Source organism: Pseudomonas sp. 3296 (assembly GCF_031456615.1).
Lineage (GTDB): Bacteria > Pseudomonadota > Gammaproteobacteria > Pseudomonadales > Pseudomonadaceae > Aquipseudomonas > Aquipseudomonas mucoides.
This window is the reverse complement of the sequence record NZ_JAVDUY010000012.1, coordinates 33,322-53,382: the sequence shown is the minus strand read 5'-3', so window position 1 is coordinate 53,382 and position 20,061 is coordinate 33,322. Positions and strand designations below refer to the sequence as shown.

Annotated in this window: 6 protein-coding genes and 1 pseudogene; 4 read left to right on the top strand and 3 right to left on the bottom strand. The window is 62.3% G+C overall.

The window, feature by feature from the left end; genetic code table 11:
- Nucleotides 1-11 precede the first annotated feature (11 nt).
- The 4 genes from J2X66_RS28275 (at nucleotide 12) to J2X66_RS28260 (ending at nucleotide 6,887) form a co-directional block, all read left to right on the top strand.
- A complete protein-coding gene (locus J2X66_RS28275; RefSeq protein WP_310271419.1) occupies nucleotides 12-1,292 on the top strand; it encodes an aminotransferase class V-fold PLP-dependent enzyme in 1,281 nt (426 codons plus the stop codon).
- 160 nt (nucleotides 1,293-1,452) lie between these two features.
- Nucleotides 1,453-2,319 carry a formylglycine-generating enzyme family protein gene (locus tag J2X66_RS28270; RefSeq protein ID WP_310271416.1) on the top strand — a complete coding sequence of 289 codons (867 nt, stop codon included), beginning with the start codon at nucleotides 1,453-1,455 and terminating at the stop codon, nucleotides 2,317-2,319.
- A gap of 224 nt (nucleotides 2,320-2,543) precedes the next feature.
- Nucleotides 2,544-4,193, top strand: coding sequence for a cyclic peptide export ABC transporter (locus J2X66_RS28265; RefSeq protein ID WP_310271413.1), 1,650 nt, complete (start codon nucleotides 2,544-2,546; stop codon nucleotides 4,191-4,193).
- A gap of 216 nt (nucleotides 4,194-4,409) precedes the next feature.
- Entirely contained in the window at nucleotides 4,410-6,887 is a 2,478-nt protein-coding gene (locus J2X66_RS28260) for a TonB-dependent siderophore receptor (protein WP_310271410.1), read from the top strand.
- Nucleotides 6,888-7,031: 144 nt separating this feature from the next.
- Here J2X66_RS28260 and J2X66_RS28255 read toward each other — a convergent pair whose 3' ends face one another.
- From J2X66_RS28255 to J2X66_RS30385, 3 genes and pseudogenes are all read right to left on the bottom strand, one after another.
- Nucleotides 7,032-7,988, bottom strand: coding sequence for an alpha/beta hydrolase (locus J2X66_RS28255; RefSeq protein ID WP_310271408.1), 957 nt, complete (start codon nucleotides 7,986-7,988; stop codon nucleotides 7,032-7,034).
- Between the two features lie 41 nt (nucleotides 7,989-8,029).
- On the bottom strand, nucleotides 8,030-19,792 hold the full coding sequence (locus J2X66_RS28250) for a non-ribosomal peptide synthase/polyketide synthase (RefSeq protein WP_310271405.1): 11,763 nt from the start codon (nucleotides 19,790-19,792) through the stop codon (nucleotides 8,030-8,032).
- Nucleotides 19,792-20,001, bottom strand: a pseudogene (locus tag J2X66_RS30385) (phosphopantetheine-binding protein); the annotation flags it as partial. The pseudogene J2X66_RS30385 and the gene J2X66_RS28250, both read right to left, overlap by 1 nt.
- Nucleotides 20,002-20,061: the final 60 nt, after the last annotated feature.

Below are 20,061 nucleotides of genomic sequence, written 5' to 3'. Positions count from 1 at the left end.
GAACCTTGCTGATGACCAACCGTCGTTCATTCCTCAAGCAGGCCGGGATTCTCGCGGCCGGCCTGCCCCTCGGCAGCGCTGTGATGTTGCCGGTACGGGCCGCCACGGCGCCGCCGCTGGCCAATGACAAGTGGGCGCAATTGCGCCAACTGTTCGATCAGGATCCGGACTATTTGCACTTCGCCAACTTTCTGGTGACATCGCACCCGCGACCGGTGCGTGAGGCCATAGAACGGCATCGCGCCAACCTCGACCGCAACCCCGGACGGGCGATGGACTGGGACCTCGGAGAAACGGAAAAACGCGAACAGGACGTGCGCATCTGGGCCGGGCGCTACCTCAAGGCCAAGCCTGAACAGATCGCCCTCACCGGCAGCACCACCGAAGGCTTGTCGCTGATCTACGGCGGCATTCATGTGCGCCCGGATCAGGAAATCCTCACTACCGAACACGAACACTACGCCACGAACTATGCGCTGGATTACCGCCAGCAAAAGGACGGGGTCAAGGTGCGCAAGCTCACGTTGTTCGGGAACAGCCGCAACGTGTCCGTCGACGAAGTGCTCGGTTCCATCGCCAAAGGCATCCGCCCGAATACCCGCGTGCTGGGCATGACCTGGGTGCAATCGGGCAGTGGCGTGAAACTGCCGATTGGCGAGATCGGCAAACTGGTGGAAGAACAGAACCGCAATCGCGATGACAAGGACCGCATTCTGTATGTGGTCGACGGTGTGCACGGTTTTGGCGTCGAAGACCTCGATTTCCCCGACATGCACTGCGACTTCTTCATCGCCGGTACTCACAAATGGATGTTCGGCCCGCGCGGCACCGGGATCATTTGCGCCCGTTCCGCCGAGCTCAAAGACGTCACGCCGACCATTCCGACCTTCTCCGAAGCCACCACCTTCTCGACCATCATGACTCCCGGCGGTTATCACAGTTTCGAACACCGCTGGGCGCTGGACGAGGCGTTCAAGTTGCATCTGGAGCTGGGCAAGGCCCAGGTGCAGGCGCGGATTCATGCACTCAATACCTATGCGAAAAACCGCTTGCTGGAAAACCCGCAGATCGAACTGGTCACGCCAAAGAGCCCGGACCTGTCGGCCGGTTTCACCTTCTTCCGGATCAAGGACCGCGACTGCGAAAAAGTCGCCGCCTGGTTGATGGAAAACCGCGTGGTCTGCGACTCGGTGGAGCGCGATGTCGGCCCGGTGATGCGGATTGCGCCGGGCTTGCTCAACACCGAAGAGCAGATCGACCGCTTCATCACCCTGCTGAACAAAACGCCTTAACGCTTATGCCCCTGTGGCGAGGGAGCTTGCTCCCGCTGGGCCGCGAAGCGGCCCCAAAAGAAAGGGCCTGCTGCGCAGGCCAGCGGGAGCAAGCTCCCTCGCCACAATGATTCATTGCCTTTTAAGCGTGGCCCCGTTTTTCCTTTGCTCGAGATCACTCATGAACCGAGATCAATTGACCCTGCCGTTCAAGGCCCTGGCCCTGGCCGCACTTATGATCGGAGGCGCCCAGGCCGCCACCGCATCGCCACCTGGCAAAGTATTCAAGGACTGCCGCGACTGCCCGGAGATGGTGGTACTGCCCGCCGGCACCTTCACCATGGGCACGCCGGACGATGAAGTCGGCCGCGAACCCGACGAAGGCCCGATGCACGACGTGACCTTCGCCAAGCCGTTCGCCATGAGCCGCTTCCAGGTCACCGCCGGCGAATGGGACAGCTACGTGCGCGAGAGCGGCGTGATCATTGCCAATGGCGATACCCGGCCGGGCCGCGAATGCGTGGCCAGCAAGCCGCGTTATCCACAAACCCCGCGTCAGCCAGCGGTGTGCATGAACTTCGACGACGTTAAGAACTACGTCGCCTGGCTGTCGAAAAAAACCGGGCAGAAATATCACATGGTCAGCGAGGCCCAACGGGAGTACGCCGCGCGGGGCGGCACTAAAGGGCCATTCCCCTTCCCGCTCGATGAAGGCAAGGCCTACAGCATCGCCAAATACGCCAACACCTACGGCCCGGCAGACGGTTACAGCTATAGCTCGCCCGTGGGCAGCTACCCGCCGAACACGTTTGGCATGTACGACATGCACGGCAACGTGTACGAATGGGTCGAAGACTGCGAACACCCGGACTACGTCGGTGCGCCCACCGACGGCAGCGCGTGGGTTGAGGCCAACTGCGAAGCCGTGCGCATACGCGGTAATGACTGGGGTGAAGCGCCAGTGTTCTCGCGCTCGGGCAACCGCAATAGCCAGTACCCGCAAGAGCGCGGGGACTGGATCGGCTTTCGCGTGGTGCGTGACCTCTAGACCTCTCACAACTATCTGAATCACTGAAATCCCCCTGTAGGAGTGAGCCTGCTCGCGATGACTGACTTCCAGTCGAAGTAGATGTCGATTGTCAGTCCGCTATCGCGAGCAGGCTCGCTCCTACAGGTTCGGGTGTGGTGACCATCAATCGGTGGTCGCTAAATTAAGCCTTCCACCAGACGTTCTACTGGGTATCTGCCTTTCCACCCAAGGAATCGTCCTCCATGACCCAGCCTCCCCGTGGCGCCATCGGCGAGTTGTTCGCCCTGTTGAAACCCTTTCGGCTGATCGTCGCCGCGTCCATTTTCCTGGGCATGGTCGGCGGCCTGAGCGTCACGGTCTTGCTGGCGACCATCAACAACGCGCTGCATTCGGACAGCGGCCTGACCCAGGGCGTGGTCGCGCTGTTCGCCGGCCTGTGCCTGCTGGCGCTGCTGAGTTCGATCTGCTCCGACATCGGCACCAACTACGTCGGCCAGCACATCATCGCCAAACTGCGCAAACAACTGGGCGAAAAAGTCCTGTCGGCGCCCATCGAGCAGATCGAGCGCTACCGCAGCCATCGGCTGATCCCGGTGCTGACCCACGACGTCGACACCATCAGCGACTTCGCCTTCGTCTTCGCCCCGCTGGCGATTTCGGTGACCGTGACCCTCGGCTGCATGGGTTACCTGGCCATCCTGTCGTGGCCGATGTTCCTGATCATGGTCGCCGCGATCCTGATCGGCACGGCGATTCAGGCCTATGCCCAGAGCAAAGGCGTGCAGGGTTTCATGGCTGCCCGCGACGCTGAAGACGAACTGCAAAAGCACTACAACGCGATTGCCGAAGGCGCCAAGGAACTGCGCATCCATCGCCCGCGCCGCCAGCGCATGTTTGTCTCGGGCATCAAGGCCACCGCCGAGTTCATCTGCAACACCCAAGTGCGTTCGATCAACACCTTCGTGATCGCCAAGACCTTTGGCTCGATGCTGTTTTTCGTGGTGATCGGCCTGGCGCTGGCACTGCAAACCTTCTGGCCGAGCGCCGATAAAACCGTGATGAGCGGTTTCGTGCTGGTGTTGCTGTACATGAAAGGCCCGCTGGAACACTTGATCAGTACCCTGCCGATTGTCAGCCGGGCGCAGATTGCTTTTCGCCGTATCGCCGAGTTGTCCGAGCAGTTTTCCACCCCGGAACCGCATCTGCTGCTGAGCGATCAGGGCCAGGTCAAACGAGCCGTGCACGAACTGAAGCTGGCCGATGTGCGTTTCGCTTTCCCGGCCGTTGAAGGAGCGGCGCCGTTCCAGCTCGGGCCGATCAACCTGACGATCAAGCAAGGCGACATCACCTTTATCGTCGGCGAGAACGGTTGCGGCAAGACCACGTTGATCAAGTTGCTGCTGGGCCTGTACACGCCGCAGCAGGGCGAGATCAGCGTCAACGGTGAGGCCATCGACGCGCTGAATCGCGATGACTATCGCCAGTTGTTCACCACGATTTTCGCCGACTACTACCTGTTCGATGACGTGGTCCAGGGCGATACGCACATCCCCGAAGATGCCAACAACTATCTGCAACGGCTGGAGATTGCGCACAAGGTCAGCGTCAAGGACGGCAACTTCACCACCACCGACCTCTCTACCGGCCAGCGCAAACGCCTGGCGCTGGTCAATGCGTGGCTGGAGGAACGTCCGGTGCTGGTGTTCGATGAATGGGCGGCGGATCAGGACCCGACCTTCCGCCGGATTTTCTACACCGAGCTGCTGCCGGATCTCAAACGCCTGGGCAAGACCATCATCGTGATTTCCCACGATGACCGTTATTTCGATGTCGCCGATCAACTGGTGCGCATGGAAAGCGGCCGGGTCGTCACCGAACTGGCCCCAGCCTGAAAACGCCTCTGTAGGAGCAAGGCTTGCCGGCGATGGCAATTCTGAGGGCGCCATCGCCGGCAAGCCGTGCTCCTACAAGAACGGGCGTTCCCACGTGCCCACTCTTGCGAAATTTATTCTCAGGTTTCTTTCCGGTTTTACGTCCACGCCCCGTCTTAATAATCATTCTTATTAACAATAACTTTGCCCAACACTTTTCAGGAGCTCAGGTAAGTAATGCGACCTCAACCACGCCGCACACCTCTCGCGCTAGCCGTACAGCGCCCGATATTGCATCGCACCCTGTTTACAAGCGTATTGCTGACCGCCACCTTGCTGGGGAGCTCGATGGCCAATGCTGCACCTGTAAAAGTGAGTATTGCCGTCCAGCCGCTTTCCAATGCGCTGACCGAACTGGGCATGCAGACCAATCTGCAGATCCTCTACAACCCGGACCAGGTGGCCGGCATCAAGTCCCGTGCGGTGTCCGGTTCGCTGGAACCGTCTGATGCCCTGAAGGCACTGCTACAAGGCTCCGGCATTTCGTTCCAGATCAACGGCAACACCGTGACCCTGGTGTCCAGTGGCGGTTCGGGCCTGCAATTGGGCGCGACCACCATTTCCGGCCAGGGCCTGGGCTTGACCACGGAAGACACCGGCTCGTACACCACCGGCGCCACCGCCTCCGCGACCGGACTGCCGCTGAGCATTCGTGAAACCCCGCAATCGGTCACCGTGGTCACGCGTCAGCAGATGGACGATCGCGGCGTACAGAGCGTGTCTGACGCCTTGCGCAACACCCCCGGCGTCACGATGCAGAAGTACGACAGTGACCGCACCGAGTTTTCCGCCCGTGGCTTTGCCATCACTAACTTCCAGTACGACGGCGTCAACATTCCCTACGACGGCGTGTACGGTGAAAACCCGAACAACGGCGACGACGCGGCCAGCCTCGACCGCATCGAAGTGGTCAAAGGCGCTACCGGCCTGATGACCGGCGCGGGCGACCCGTCTGCCACCGTCAACCTGATCCGCAAGAAACCGACCAAGGATTTCAAGGCTTCGGTCAGCGCTACCGCAGGCTCCTGGGACAATTACCGCACCGAAGGCGACATCTCCGGTTCGCTGACCGATACCGGCAACGTACGGGGTCGCTTCGTCGGCGCCTACCAGGACAAAGATTCGTACATCGATCACTACAGCCAGAAAAAAGACCTCTTCTACGGCATCATCGAAGCCGATCTGACGGACGACACCTTGCTGACGTTTGGTATCGACAAGTCCAGTGTCACTCCGCGCGGCAGCACCTGGACCGGTAACGCACCGTACTTCACCGACGGCAGCCGTACCGACTTCTCGCGCAGCTTCAACCCGGGTGCCGACTGGAGCCGCCGCGATTTCGACAGCACGACTTACTTCGCGTCGCTTGAACAAGCGCTGGCCAATGGCTGGAAATTCAAGGCCAGCTTCGACCAGAAAACGACTGATCACGACACCCAACTGGCCTCGGCCAGCGGTGGCTCCGCAGACCCTGTCACGGGCGAAGGCAACTTCCTGTACTGGGGTCGCTGGGAAGGTCATCGCGTGCAGAACTCCGGTGACGTGAACATCTCCGGTCCGTTCTCGCTGGGTGGTCGCGAGCATGAACTGGTCGCCGGCGTTATGGCCGCCCACTCGCGCCAGACCGGTGCGACCTACGACACCAGCGCGTTTGAACTGGTGCCGGGCAGCATCTTCGACTGGAACGGTCACCTGCCAAAACAGGAATTTCCGAAAAACGGCAAGTACGAACGCACCCAAAGCCAGAACGGTATCTACATGGCCACCCGCCTGCGTCCGACCGACGACCTGTCGTTCATCCTCGGCGGCCGCTTGAGCACCTTCAAGTACAACGAAGATTACTCCTACTATCCGGGGGCAGCCCTGACCGACACCCATGCCAGCTACAAGGAACATGGCGTTGTCACGCCGTACGCCGGTGTGGTCTATGACCTGAACGATACGTACTCGGTGTATGCCAGCTACACCAAGATCTACCAGCCACAAATTTACCTGGACGCAAGCGGTTCGACCCTCGACCCGGTTGAAGGCGACAGCTACGAGACGGGCCTGAAAGCGGCTTACTTCGAAGGCAAGCTGAACGCCACCTTTGCCTTGTTCCAGATCAATCAGGACAACGTTGCCCAGTATGTCACCACCGACGTCGGCACCGGTCGAGACGTCTATGAAGCCATCTCCGGTGCCACCACCAAAGGTGTCGAAATGGAACTGGCCGGCGAACTGGCCGAGGGCTGGAACCTGTCGGCCGGCTACACCTACGCCCGCACCCGCGACAAGGATGAGCAACGTATCTACGGTTTCCCGCTGGCCTCCAGCAAACCGGAACACGTTGTGCGCACCTTCACCACCTACCGCCTGCCTGGCGCACTGGACCAGTTCACCGTCGGTGGTGGCATCAGCTGGCAGAGCGCGTTCTACGGCCAGAGCTACAGCCCGAACGTGGGTAATGGCGAAGGTGGCAACACCCTGCTCAAGCAAGGCGGCTACACCCTCGTCGACCTGATGACCCGCTACCAGTACGACGAGCACCTGAGCTTCACCGCCAATGCCAACAACGTCTTCGATAAGAAGTACATGTCTGGCCTGGGCAACTTCGGTACGACGTTCTACGGCGAGCCGCGCAACCTGCAGATCACGGCGAAGTATGATTTCTGAGGGGTGAGCTGAAATGAAAAATGCCCGTGTCGTGAGATGCGGGTATTTTTTGTCTGGGGTATTTGTGTTGAATCTGAGCCCGCGGGCCAGGCATAAAAAAAATGCCACCCCCTGATCCAGGAGTGGCGGTTTTTTCAGTTCATCTCACACCCGCAAGCGCACCCACCCCGCCACTTGCGCATGAATCCCCTCAACCTCCCCCAACAACCCCGCCATGCGCATAAAGTCATGGGTCATCCCAGGCTGTTCCAGCAACGTCACCTCATTCCCCGCCGCACGCAACAGGTCGGCATAGGCCAGCCCTTCATCATGCAGCGGATCATGCCCGGCCAGGTACACCAGCGCCGGTGCCACGCCGGATAAATCCGCCGCCAGCAATGGCGAGCAGCGCCAGTCCGCGAGGTCCTGCGGCGTGCGTCCGTAATGGGCGTAGAACCAGTCCAGTGTTGGCGTTTCCAGCAGATAGCCCTCCGCGAAATCCCGATGCGAAGCCCGCTGGGTCGTCGCATCTGTCACCGGGTACAGCAACACTTGCGCCTTGGGTTTCAACGCCAGCTCCTCAGGCTCTCGCACCGCCATGATCGACAACACCGTGGCCAATGTCGCGCCCACGCTGTCACCGACCAATGCCACCCGATGGGCATCCAGCCCTCGTGCCGCGCCTTCACGCACCAGCCAGTTGCCGGCGTCGCAGGCGTCCTGCACGGGTGTCGGAAAACGCCATTCCGGTGCCAGTCGATAATCCACGGTCAGCAACGCAAAACCACCCTGTGAGGCCAGTCGCCGGCACAGTGCGTCATGGGAATCGAGGCTGCCGACCACATAGCCGCCGCCATGGAAATACAGCACCACCGGTTGCAAGCCCTCGACCGTTTTCCCGTCGCGATACAAGCGCGCCGACAGGCTATGGCCGTCGCGGGCAGGAAGGGTGAAATTTTCACAGACCACGATGTCCAGCGGCACATCGAGAAACCCCGACGACGCTTCAAAAGCGATCCGCGCCTGGTGCGGCGATTGCTCATGCATCGCGCGGCTTTTGCCGGTCATCCGGCCGAACTCGGCGAGTTCGAGAAATGCTTCAAGTTCTGGCAATACGGCCATGGGGTCAATCCTTTTACACAAAGAGGTCGATAGTCGTTCGTTTAAGCAATTGCCAAACGCCGCTCAAGCAAGTCTTGCAGCTCATCCAGCAACTCATCACCGCGCAGCAATTCGTAATGCCCACCCGCCAACAGGCGATCGACGCCCTGGCTGCCGACCTGCGCCTCGAACACTCGACGCTCCTCCTCGCGTTTGGCCACCCACCAGCGATGCGCCACCGCTTGAATCCCCGGCAGTTGCCGATGCGCCAGCGCCAGTTGCTTGAGGCGTGAACCTGTCGCGAAAATCTGCGTGAGTTCCCCTGCGCCCAACGTGGCTTGTTCGTTGGAGCCGTGCATGGCCGCCTCGATCACGGCGCTGGAACCTTCACGCTCGTTCAAGTCAGCAGCTTTCAGCGCGATCAATGCCTGTGCCTCATCAGCCGGCAACCCCAGCACAAACTTCAGGAAGTCGCCCAGATCCTCGCGCCAGTCCCCCACTTCTGCCGTGCCCGCCACGTAGCTGTCGACCAGCCCTGCAAACGCAACCGTTTCACCCTGGGATTCCAGGTCGTGAGCGACCAGTTGCGTCAACGCACCGCCCAGCGACCAGCCCAGCAAGTAATACGGCCCCTTGGCCTGCTGACCGCGAATCCGCAGCGCATAGGCTTGCGCCATGGCCAGCAGCGAGTCGTCCTGCCACTGCGGATCAAGCAGCATGCGGCATTGCACGCCGTACACCGTGCGCCGTCCTTCCAGGCGTCGCGCCAGCGGTTCGTAGTCGAACACCGTGCCGAAACCGGCGTGCAGGCAGAACAACGCCGGCACGTTGGGGATCCGTGCATTCAACGCCAGCAACGGGTCCGGCGCGGTCGCCGGTTCAGCCAACTGATAGCCGCTGAGCTCAGCGATGCACGGTTTCTGCATCAAATCCCGCAGCTTCAATTCGACGCCCAATTGCGGCTGACTGCGCACCCGCGAAATCACTTTGAGCACCTGCAACGAGTCGCCACCGAGTTCGAAGAAGTTGTCGTCGATGCCCACTTGCGGCACGCCAAGCACCTCTTGCCAGATCGCGGTCAGCGCCGTTTCCAGCGGATTGCGCGGCGCGCGATAGCCGCCAAGCGCCCATTCCGGCGTCGGCAGTGCGCGACGATCAAGCTTGCCGTTGGCCGACAGCGGGAAGCGTTCCAGCACCATGATCCGTGCCGGCACCATGTAATCCGGCAGTTGCGCTTGCAGTTCAGACTTCACGCGACGGTCCAGACCGACTGCGCCGGCCCCCACCACATAACCGACCAATTGCTTGCCGGTCGGCGTGTCGAGGACCACCACGGCGGCATCCTGCACGCCCGCGCACTCACGCAGGCGCGCTTCGATCTCGCCCGGTTCGATACGGAAACCACGGATCTTCACTTGCTGGTCGAGCCGTCCCAGGTAGTCGATCAACCCGCACGCGCGCTGGCGCACCAGGTCGCCGGTGCGGTACATGCGGCCACCGGACTCGAACGGATCGGGGATGAAACGCTCGGCGCTCATGCCCGGACGCTGGTGATACCCCCGCGCCAGGCATTCGCCGCCCAGGTACAACTCGCCGCTGACGCCGACCGGCAACGGATTGAGGTCGGCATCAAGCACGTACACACCACGCCCGGCCACGCCTCGACCAATCGGCGCATACGCCGCGTCGCAAGTTTCGCCGGCCTCGGCACGCCACAACAGCGGCGTGACCACGGTTTCGGTCGGGCCATAGCCATTGACCAGACGCTGCGCACGCAAGGCGCGTTTGACCTGTTCGAAACTGGCGTCCGGCACCGCATCTCCGCCAAAGCAATACACCTCGACCGCCGGCGGATGGCCCAGACGCTCGGCGACTTCGGCCATCTGTTGCAAGTACGCCGGCGGGAAGCAGGCGACGGTGACGGCATGACGATGCAACACGTCCAGGGTCTGTTCCGGGGTCCACACAGTGTCCTCGCGGATCACCAGACTGCCGCCGGCCAACAGCACGCTCAGCCAACGCTCCTGGGCGCCGTCGAAGGCGAACGACATGAAGTGCAGTTCACGGCTGCGCGGTGCCAATTCGTAGAGTTCAATAATGTCGCGGCAATGCCGGGCAATCGGCCCGCGTTCCACGGCCACGCCTTTGGGTTGGCCGGTGGAGCCGGAGGTGTAGATCAGGTACGCCAGATGCCCGGGCAACGGGTTGGAAACCGGGCATGGCATGTTGTCGGCAACGCCCAACGGGCCAAGCAGCAGGCGTGGCGGGCTATCCGCCAACGACAGCCGCTCGCCCAGATCGCTGTCGCAGAGCAACAGACTCGCGGCCGAATCGCTCAACATATAAGCCAGTCGCTCGGCCGGGTACGCGAGGTCCAGCGGCAGGTAAGCCGCCCCCGCTTTCAGCACCGCGAGGAACGCAATGATGGTGCGTTCGGAACGCGGCAACGCTACCGCCACCAGACTTTCCGCGCCGATTCCGCGATCTATCAGTTGCAGCGCCAACCCATTGGCCTGCGCCTCAAGCTCGGCGTAACTGACGTGCCGATCCTCACAGATCAAGGCGATTTTCTTAGGCTGCGTCTGTACATGCTGATTGAACGCGTGCAACACATCGGCGCTGTCGGTCGACGCTTGCGGCAGGCTGATACGCGATTCAGGCAGGCCAATGTTACCGAGCAGATACGTCGCATCCTCCGGCAACGCACGCAGCAACCCTTCAAGCTGCGCACGAATCCGCTCTACTTCCACGTCACTGAAGCGGTCCCGCAGGAACAGGTACTCGACTTCCAGACCTTCTTCGTTGGCACTGACCATCAAGTCCATCGGGAAGTTGGTCACGCCACCGCTGCCGACCTCGGCAAAACGTAGCTCACCTTCCTCGCCCCCGCGCAGCGCACGGTCCACCGGATGGTTTTCGAACACGATGATGCTGTCGAACAAGCCCTGGCCACCCTGCCCGGCCCAGCGCTGAATGTCCGACAACGGCGTGTGTTCGTAGTCGCGGACCATCAGGTTGTAGTCCTGCAACTCGCGCAACCACTCGCCCAACGGCTGCTGCGGATCGAGGGTCTGGATCACCGGCAAGGTGTTGATGAACAGGCCGAGCATGTCTTGCGCCCCCGCCAATCCGCTCGGACGCCCGGCCACCGTGGCGCCGAACGCAACGCTGCGCTGGCCGCTGTGGCGTTGCAACAGCAGCAGCCAGGCACCTTGCACCAGCGTGTTGAGGGTCACGCGTTGACGCTTGGCGAAGCTGTGCAGTTTGCTTGTCGCTTCGGCGTCGAGGTTGCTGTACATCACGCCGTGGCCGGAGCCAGCAGCACCCGACGCCTTGGCCAGAATGGTCGGCTCTTCAAGCAACGCCAGGCGCTCGCGCCAGAAGCCTTCGGCCTGAGCCCCGTCCTGATGTTGCAGCCAGGCGATGTAATCGGCGTAGCGACCGGTCAGGGTCGGCAACCTGTCGTTGTGGTACAGGCGCAACATGTCGCCCAACAGACGCGAGGCGCTCCAGCCGTCCAGCAGCAAGTGGTGGTAAATCCAGATCATCTGGTAACGGTCATCACCGAGGCGCACCAGGATGAAACGCATCAGCGGCGGGCAGCTCAGGTCGAAACCCTTGGCCTGTTCCGCGGCGGCCAGTTCCTGCAACGCCTGTTCGGTGTCGCTGCGTTCACGCCAGTCGAGTTCTTCGATCGGCAGCTCGACGTCGGCGAACACCGCTTGCAGCGGATCGGCCAAGCCATCGCGCCAGCGGAATGCCGCACGCAGCACTTCGTGACGCTCCACCAGAATCTGCCAAGCCGCACGGAAACGCGGCACCTGCAAACCGTCCACCGCCACGCTCAACTGGTTGACGTAGGGGTTCAGCTCCGGCGAATCGAGGCAATGGAACAGCATGCCTTGCTGCATCGGCGACAGCGGATAGAGATCTTGCAGCCCTTCACGGGCGGCCATGTCGATGTGTGGAACCAGCGAAAAAGCTTCGACTTTCGGCGCTTCGATCAAAGCGGCTTCACGGCTGGTCGCTACCGCAGCGAGTGCCCGAATGGTCTGCTGCTCGAACAGTTGCTTCGGACTGAACACCAACCCGCGCTGCCCGGCACGGCTCACCGCTTGCAGCGAGATGATCGAATCCCCGCCCAGCTCAAAGAAGTTTTCGGTGACGCCCACCGACTCCAGCCCCAGCAGTTCCTGCCAGATCGCCACCAGCAGCGCTTCGGCCGGCGACACGGCGGCGACGTGACCGTGCTGCTCTCGAGTGGCCTCAGGCGCCGGCAGTCCTTGGCGATCAAGCTTGCCATTCGGCGTCAGTGGCAACGCGGCCAGGCACATCAAATGCGCCGGCAGCATGTGCGCCGGCAATCGGCTGCGCAGATGAGCCGTCAGCGCTTCACGCAGATCCTGCTCATCGGCGAGCGGATCGCGCGGCACCACGTAACCGACCAATTGGCGGCTGACCGGACCGTCGCGGTCGATCACGAAGGCTTCACGCACACCTGCATGTTCAAGCAGGCAAGCTTCGATTTCGCCGAGCTCAATACGGAACCCGCGAATCTTCACCTGCTGGTCGATCCGGCCAAGGTACTCAACGACGCCATCGGCACGGAACCGCGCAAGGTCGCCACTGCGGTACAAACGCGCGCCCGGTACAAACGGATCAGGCACGAAGCGCTCGGCCGTCAAATCGGGACGCTGATGGTAACCCCGGGCGACGCCCTCGCCGCCCAGGTACAACTCACCCGCGACGCCGACCGGCAGCGGCTGTAAACCGCCGTCCAGGATATAGGCGCTGCGATTGCCCACCGGCCGGCCAATCGGCATGAACGCCGAGTCGAATTCGGTATCCGGGTACGCCAGCCAGATCAGCGGCGTGATCACCGTCTCGGTCGGTCCATAACCGTTGATCAGGCGTTTCGGTTGCAGCACCTGCTGCACTTCATCGAAGGCATGTTTGGCCATGCCTTCACCGCACGGGGTGTAGGAACGGATCGGCAGGTCACGCCCCGCTTCGCCCATGAAATCGGCGATCTGCGCCAGGTAGCTCGGGGTGAAACAGGCGATGGTAATGCCGTGTTTTTCGATCTCGGCGCAGGTGCGCTCGACACTCCACAACTCATCGTCACGAGGCATCACCGCCGAACCGAACACCAGCGGTGTCAACCAGCGTTCGTGGGCGCCGTCGAAGCTGATCGAGGCGAATTGCAGCTCGCGGTCGTCCGGGGTCATGCCGTACAACTCGCCAATCGACAGGCAATGCATGGCCAGCGGACCGTGGGCCACACTGACGCCTTTCGGCCGCCCGGTGGAGCCTGAGGTGTAGATCAGGTAGGCGAGGTTTTCGCCACAGGTCAGGTTGACCGGGTTGGTGTCAGTCATCGATTCCAGCGGTTCGCGGTCGACTTCCAGCACTGGCAGGCCTGGCGGCAACGGCAGTGTTTCCCGCAGCAACGACTGGCTGATCAGCAGCACAATGCCGCTGTCTTCCATCAGATAACGCAGGCGTTCGGACGGGTACGCCGGGTCCAGTGGCACGTAGGCGCCGCCGGCCTTGAGGATCGCCAGCAGGCCGATGATCATTTCCGGCGAACGCTGCATCGCCAGGCCGACCGGCACTTCCGGGCCGACGCCCAGTGCGCGTAAGCGATGGGCCAGTTGGTTGGCGCGACGGTTGAGCTGGTCGAAGCTCAATTCAAGGTCGTTGAAGATCAGTGCGGTGGCGTGCGGGCGGATAACCGCCTGGGCCTCGATCAATTGATGCACGCACAGAGGGTTTTCCGTTGCGGTGAATGCAGGATTCCACTCAATCAATTGTTGCTCACGTTCCGGCGCGGTCAGCAGCTCCAGCTCACTCAATGCAGCCTGTGGCGCGGCGACCATTGCCGCCAGCAGCGCAGCCAGATGCTCGCTCATGCGGGCAATCGCTTCGGCGTTGAAGTGCGCGCACTGGTAGCTCCAGTTCAGGCTGAGCTGGCTTTCGGCAGTCGCCGCCAGGGTCAGCGGGAAGTTGGTGCGTTCATGGTTCTGCGGGATCGAGAAGCTCAACCCGGCCGGTGCGCCCTGTTGCAACGCTTCGGCCACCGGGAAGTTTTCGAACACCAGGAGGCTGTCGAACAGCGGCTCGCCGGCACGTCCTGCCCAGCGCTGAATGTCGCCCAATGCGGTGAATTCATGTTCACGCAATTCGAGGTTCTGCGCCTGCAAACGGCTCAGCCACTGGCTGACACTTTCAGCCGCGTCCGGCGTGCTGGTCACCGGCAAGGTGTTGATGAACAGCCCGAGCTGGCTTTCGGCCCCCGGCAAATCCACCGGCCGCCCCGCCACGGTCGCGCCGAACGCGACGCTGCGCTGACCGCTGTAGCGTTGCAACAACAGCGCCCACGCGCCTTGCACCAAGGTGTTGAGCGTGACCTTCTGTTGACGAGCGAACTCGCTGAAGCGTTGGCTGGTCGCGATGTCGAACGTCTGGCGATGATCGGCAAAGGCTGCCGTCGACAGGTTTTTACCGCCGCCATGGGCCAGGCTCTGCGCCAACAGCGTCGGGTTGTCGAGGTGGGCCAGTTGCTCGCGCCAGAACAGTTCATCGGCCTGCGCGTCCTGACGTTGCAGCCAGCCGATGTAATCGGCGAAACGCCCGGTGGGCGCCTGCACCTCTTGCCCGGCATACCGCTGCAGCACTTCACTCAGCAACAGCGAATTGCTCCAGCCATCCAGCAACAGGTGATGGTGGGTGTAGATCAGTTGCTGACGATCATCGTCGAGTCGCACCAACGTCAAGCGCATCAACGGCGCCCGGGTCGGGTCGAGTTGCAGGCGTTCGTCGTCAATCAATTGGATCAACGCTTCGGTCTGATCGCTGCGGCTGCGCCAGTCGAGGCAGGTCATCGGCAAGTGCAGATGACGATGGACCACCTGCACCGGCGCTTCGAAGCCGTCCGGGAAGTGAAAACTGCTGCGCAGGGTCGGATGGGTGTCGAGCACCGCTTGCCACGCACGGCCCAGTCGTTCGGCATCGAGGCCACGGGCTTCGACGCTGAGCTGGTTCACGTAGGCGCCAGACTCCGCCTCATACAGGCTGTGGAACAACAGACCGGCCTGCATCGGCGACAGCGGATACACGTCCTCGATCTGCGCCGGCGGCACCGGCAGATCATCGAGTTGCGCCTGGGTCAGCCGCGCCAACGGGAAGTCCGCCGGGGTCACGCCGCCCGCGCCATCGCTCAGGCAATGGGCGATCAGTGCCAGGAGTTCGGTACGGAAATCTGCCGCCAGGGCTTCGATTTCGCGCAAGTCGAAGCATTCGCGGCTGAAGGTCCAGTCGAGTTTCAGTTCGCCGCCATAGACCTGACCGTCCACTGACAGCCAGTTCGGCAACGGTGCGTCGGCCGATTGCGCGGCACCGCTGGGCTCGCGGGCCGGAGTGAACAACGTGTCTTCGGCGAAGCTCTGGTCGAACTGGCCAAGGTAGTTGAACGTCACCCGCGCCTGCGGTAACGCGGCCAATGCCGCTTGGGTCGACGCATCGCCCATGTAGCGTAAAAGGCCGTAGCCCATGCCTTTGCCGGGGATCTCGCGCAGTTGTTGCTTGATTGCCTTGATCGAACCCGCCAGGTCAACGGTAGGCGTCAGGCGCACCGGGAACAGGCTGGAAAACCAGCCGACGGTGCGGGTCAGGTCGATGTCGTCGAACAGTTCTTCACGGCCATGACCTTCGAGTTGAATCAGCGCCGATCCGTCGCCGGTCCAGCGGCTGAGGGTGCGGGCCAGCGCGGTCAGTAGCAGGTCGTTGACTTGCGTGCGGTAGATCGCCGGCGCCTGTTGCAGCAATTGGCGGGTTTGTTCGCGGTCCAGACCGATACTGACGCCCTGGCGAAGATGCCCGGCCTGACTGGCGTGGGCATTGGCCGCTGGCAAGCAATCATTCGCCACGCTGAGCTGCGCCTGCCACCAGGCCAGTTCGCCGGTGGCGGCTTCGGAGCGTGCATAGGCGTCGAGTTTCTCGGCCCACATCTGCAAAGCGCTGGTCTTCGGCGGCAGGTCTTGCCCAAAGTAGGCGGCCTGCAAATCCTCCAGCAACACTCGCCAGGACACACCGTCTACCGCCAAGTGGTGGATCACCAAGAGCAAACGCTGGGAGCCATCGGCCTGCGCGATCAACGCCACGCGCAGCAATGGACCGTCTTGAAGGCTGAGGCTGCGTTGCGCTTCATCGCACACCGACTCCAGCGAGGCATCACTGGCCACGCGGGCGGTCCAGAGCATGTCGATCACATCGGCGCTGTCGGCCCCGACATACCGCGCCGACCATTGGCCATCGACCTGGCTGAAGCGCAAACGCAGCGCATCGTGCTGCTTGAGCAGGCGTTGCAGCGCCGCTTGCAGGCGCGGCAGTTCGAGGGTTTCACGCGGCTTCAGCAACACGGCCTGGTTCCAGTGGGCGCGTTGCGGGATGGGTTCGGCGAAGAACCAGCGCTGGATCGGCGTGAGTATTTGCGCCCCGTCCACCGGCCCTTGTTGCGCCAGCGGCGCGGCCTGTTCTTTGACCACCGCTGCCAGCGCTTGCAAGGTCTGCTGCTGGAACAGGTCGCGCGGTTGCAGGCTCAGACCTGCACGGCGTGCGCGGCTGACCACCTGAATCGAGATGATCGAGTCGCCGCCCAGTTCGAAGAAGTTGTCCTGACGCCCGACCTGCTCCACGCCCAACACGTCCTGCCAGATCTGCGCCAGCACTTGCTCGTGTTCGCTGCGCGGTGCTTCGAAGGCGCGTTGGCTGATGTGCGCGGTGGGCGCGGGCAGGCGTTTGCGGTCGAGCTTGCCGTTGGGACTCAAGGGCATTTGTTCGATCAGCACGGTCTGCGCCGGCACCATGTAATCCGGCAGGCTCGCGAGCAGATGGCTTTTCAGGGTTTCGCGCCACGCGCTTTGCTGGTCGGCAGTGGCGTCCAGCAGTGTGCGATCCTGCGGTACGAGGTACGCGACCAATTGCTTGCCGCCCGGGCCGTCGAGGGCCAGTACCACGGCTTCTTGCACGTCAGCATGCTCTTGCAGGCGCGCTTCGATTTCGCCCAGTTCGATACGCAAACCGCGAATCTTCACTTGGTGGTCGATGCGCCCGCAGTAATCGATGGCGCCGTCCGTGCGATATCGCGCCAGGTCACCGGTACGGTACAGGCGCTCGCCGCTGCCGAACGGATCGACCACGAAACGCTCGGCGGTCAACGCGCCGCGACGGTGATAACCACGCGCCAGGCCGACACCACCAAGGTACAACTCGCCCACCGCGTCCAACGGCAACGGTTGCAGCTCGCTGTCGAGGATGCAGGTGCGCAAGTTGGCAATCGGGCGACCAATCGGCACGCTGTCGCGCCCCTCTTCCACGCAAGTCCAGTAGGTGACGTCGATGGCCGCTTCGGTCGGGCCATAGAGGTTGTAGAGGTTGACGTGCGGCAGGCTGCGCAGGGTCTGGCGTTGCAGCTCCATCGGCAGCGCTTCACCGCTGCAAATGATGCGTGTCAGCGATGTGCAGGCTTGCGACTCGTCGGCGCCGATGAACGCGGAAAGCATCGACGGCACAAAGTGCAGCGTGGTGATGGCTTGTTCGACGATCAACGCGGCGAGGCGTTGCGGATCGCGATGCTCACCCGGCGCGGCGATGACCAGCGTGGCGCCCTTCATCAGTGGCCAGAAAAACTCCCATACCGACACGTCGAAACTGAACGGGGTTTTTTGCAGCACGCGGTCCGTGGGCTGCAAGTTGTAGGCTTGCTGCATCCACTCCAGACGGTTGTGCAGCGCTACGTGCCGGTTGCCCGCGCCTTTGGGTTTGCCGGTGGAACCTGAGGTGTAGATCACGTAAGCGAGGTTTTCGGCGACGGCAAGGTTGGGCAAATCAGTGCCCGGCAGATCGTTCAGCCAATCAGCCTCATTTTGCAGGCACAAGGTGCGCACGTTATCGGGCGTCGGCAATTGCGCCAGCAGATGTTCCTGAGTCAGCAGCAACCAAATGCCACTGTCTTCGATCATGTAGCCCAGGCGATCCAGCGGGTATTCCGGGTCCAGCGGCACATAGGCACCCCCGGCCTTGAGAATCGCCAGCAGGCCGACGACCATTTCAAACGAACGCTCGCAGGCAATCCCGACGATCACTTCCGGGCCAACGCCTTGCTCGCGCAGGTGATGGGCCAGGCGGTTGGCGCGCAGGTTCAGTTCGGCGTAACTCAAGGTCTGACCCTGGAACACCAGCGCCGTCGCCCCTGCTTTTTCAGCCACACACTGTTCGAAATGGCGCTGCACGCAGACTTCGCCCGGATAGGCCTGAGCGGTGTCGTTGAGCTCATCGAGAATGCGCAGACGCTCGTCGACGTCCAGCAGCGGCAACTCGGCGAGCGGGCATTGCGGGTTCGCCAGCACGCCGGCCAACAGGTTGCGCCAGTGGCGGGACAGATGCTCGATGCGCGCGGCATCGAACAGGTCGGTGGCATAGGTCAGGCTGGCGAACAGCTTGTCGCCCTCCTCCTGGGTGTCCAGTTGCAGGTCAAATTGCGTGGTGTGCGCCGTGGCGTTCAGCGCTTCGACCCGCAGCCCGGCGAGCAAGCCGCTGACCGCTGCCGGTTTGGCTTGCTGGTGGTTGAACATCACCTGGAACAACGGGCTGTGGCTGAGGCTGCGTTCACCTTGCAGCGCCTGCACCAGACGCTCGAACGGCACGTCCTGATAATCCTGAGCGTCCAGCGATGCGGTGCGGGTCTGGTCGAGCAATTGGCTGAACGGCAGGCGTCCGTCGAGTTCGGCACGCATCACCTGGGTGTTGACGAAGAAGCCGATCAGGCCACGGGTTTCCGCGCGGTTACGGTTAGCAATCGGCACGCCGATGCGCACGTCGGACTGGCCGCTGTAGCGATAGAGCAAGGCCTGGAAGCTTGCCAGCAACAGCATGAACGGCGTAACGCCGCGCTGTTTGGCCAAGGTCATCAGGCCGCTGGCCAACGTGGCATCAAGGGCGAAATCCAGACGCGCACCGCGCTGGCTTGGTTGCGCCGGGCGTGGGCGATCAGTCGGCAATTCCAGCAGCGGTTGTTCGCTGCCCAGGCGGTCGCGCCACCAGTTGAGTTGACGTTCGAGTTCGCCCGCTTCCATCCAGCGGCGTTGCCACGTCGCGTAGTCGGAATACTGGATCGGCAGTGCCTCCAGCACCGTGTTCTGACCTTGGCAATGCGCGGCGTAGAGCCGGGAAAACTCTTCCACCAGCACGCCCATCGACCAGCCATCGGTGACGATGTGGTGCAGGGTCAGCAACAGCACGTGGTCTTCGGCATCGAGTTGCAGCAGGCTGACCCGCAACAGCGGACCGTGTTGCAGATCGAACGGCCGGGCGATGTCCTGTTCGACGCTATTCATCGCCTGATCGACGCGCTGATCCTGAGGTACGCCGCGCAGGTCGATCTGCTCGATGGGCAGCGAGGTGAACTCGGCCAGCGTCTGCACCACTTGCCCGTCATCCTCGACGAACCGGCTGCGCAAACTCTGATGCCGCTCCAGCAGCCCATCGAAACTCTGCTGCAACGCAGCAACGTTCAGCGGCCCGTGCAAGCGCAACGCCGCCGGGATGTTATACGCAGCGCTCTGCGGGTCAAGTTGCCAGAGAAACCATTGGCGCTGCTGCGCGTATGACAGTTCAAAGCTCGTATGCGGCTCGCCAGCCGGCGGAATCGGCAATTGGCCGAAACTCACGCCCTGCTCTTGCATGCGGCTCAGAAACTCGCGGCGCTTGTCGGCCGGCAGGCCGGCGAAACGGCTGGCGATACGCTGGGCAGTGGTGTGTTCCATCAGTTGATCTCCATCTCGTCGAGAAGCGACTCAAGCACATCAAGACGTGCATCGTTGTCAGCCGGGGCATGTTGCCCGGCCATGGCGGCATAAGCCTGAAGGTCGGTGGATTCGAACAGCGCGCGCAGCGGCAGCTCGATGCCCAACTCCAGTTCCACACGGGCACTGGCCTGGGCGGCGAGCAAGGAATGCCCGCCCAGTTCAAAGAAGTTGTCGCGCCGGCCGATCTGCGCCACGCCCAGCACGTCAGCCCAAATGGTCGCCAGTTG

Excerpts from the sequence above, each read along its gene's own strand:
- J2X66_RS28275 (WP_310271419.1), top strand. The coding sequence starts at position 12 with ATGACCAACCGTCGTTCATTCCTCAAGCAGGCCGGGATTCTCGCGGCC.
- J2X66_RS28270 (WP_310271416.1), top strand. The coding sequence starts at position 1,453 with ATGAACCGAGATCAATTGACCCTGCCGTTCAAGGCCCTGGCCCTGGCC.
- J2X66_RS28265 (WP_310271413.1), top strand. The coding sequence starts at position 2,544 with ATGACCCAGCCTCCCCGTGGCGCCATCGGCGAGTTGTTCGCCCTGTTG.
- J2X66_RS28260 (WP_310271410.1), top strand. The coding sequence starts at position 4,410 with ATGCGACCTCAACCACGCCGCACACCTCTCGCGCTAGCCGTACAGCGC.
- J2X66_RS28255 (WP_310271408.1), bottom strand. The coding sequence starts at position 7,988 with ATGGCCGTATTGCCAGAACTTGAAGCATTTCTCGAACTCGCCGAGTTC.
- J2X66_RS28250 (WP_310271405.1), bottom strand. The coding sequence starts at position 19,792 with ATGGAACACACCACTGCCCAGCGTATCGCCAGCCGTTTCGCCGGCCTG.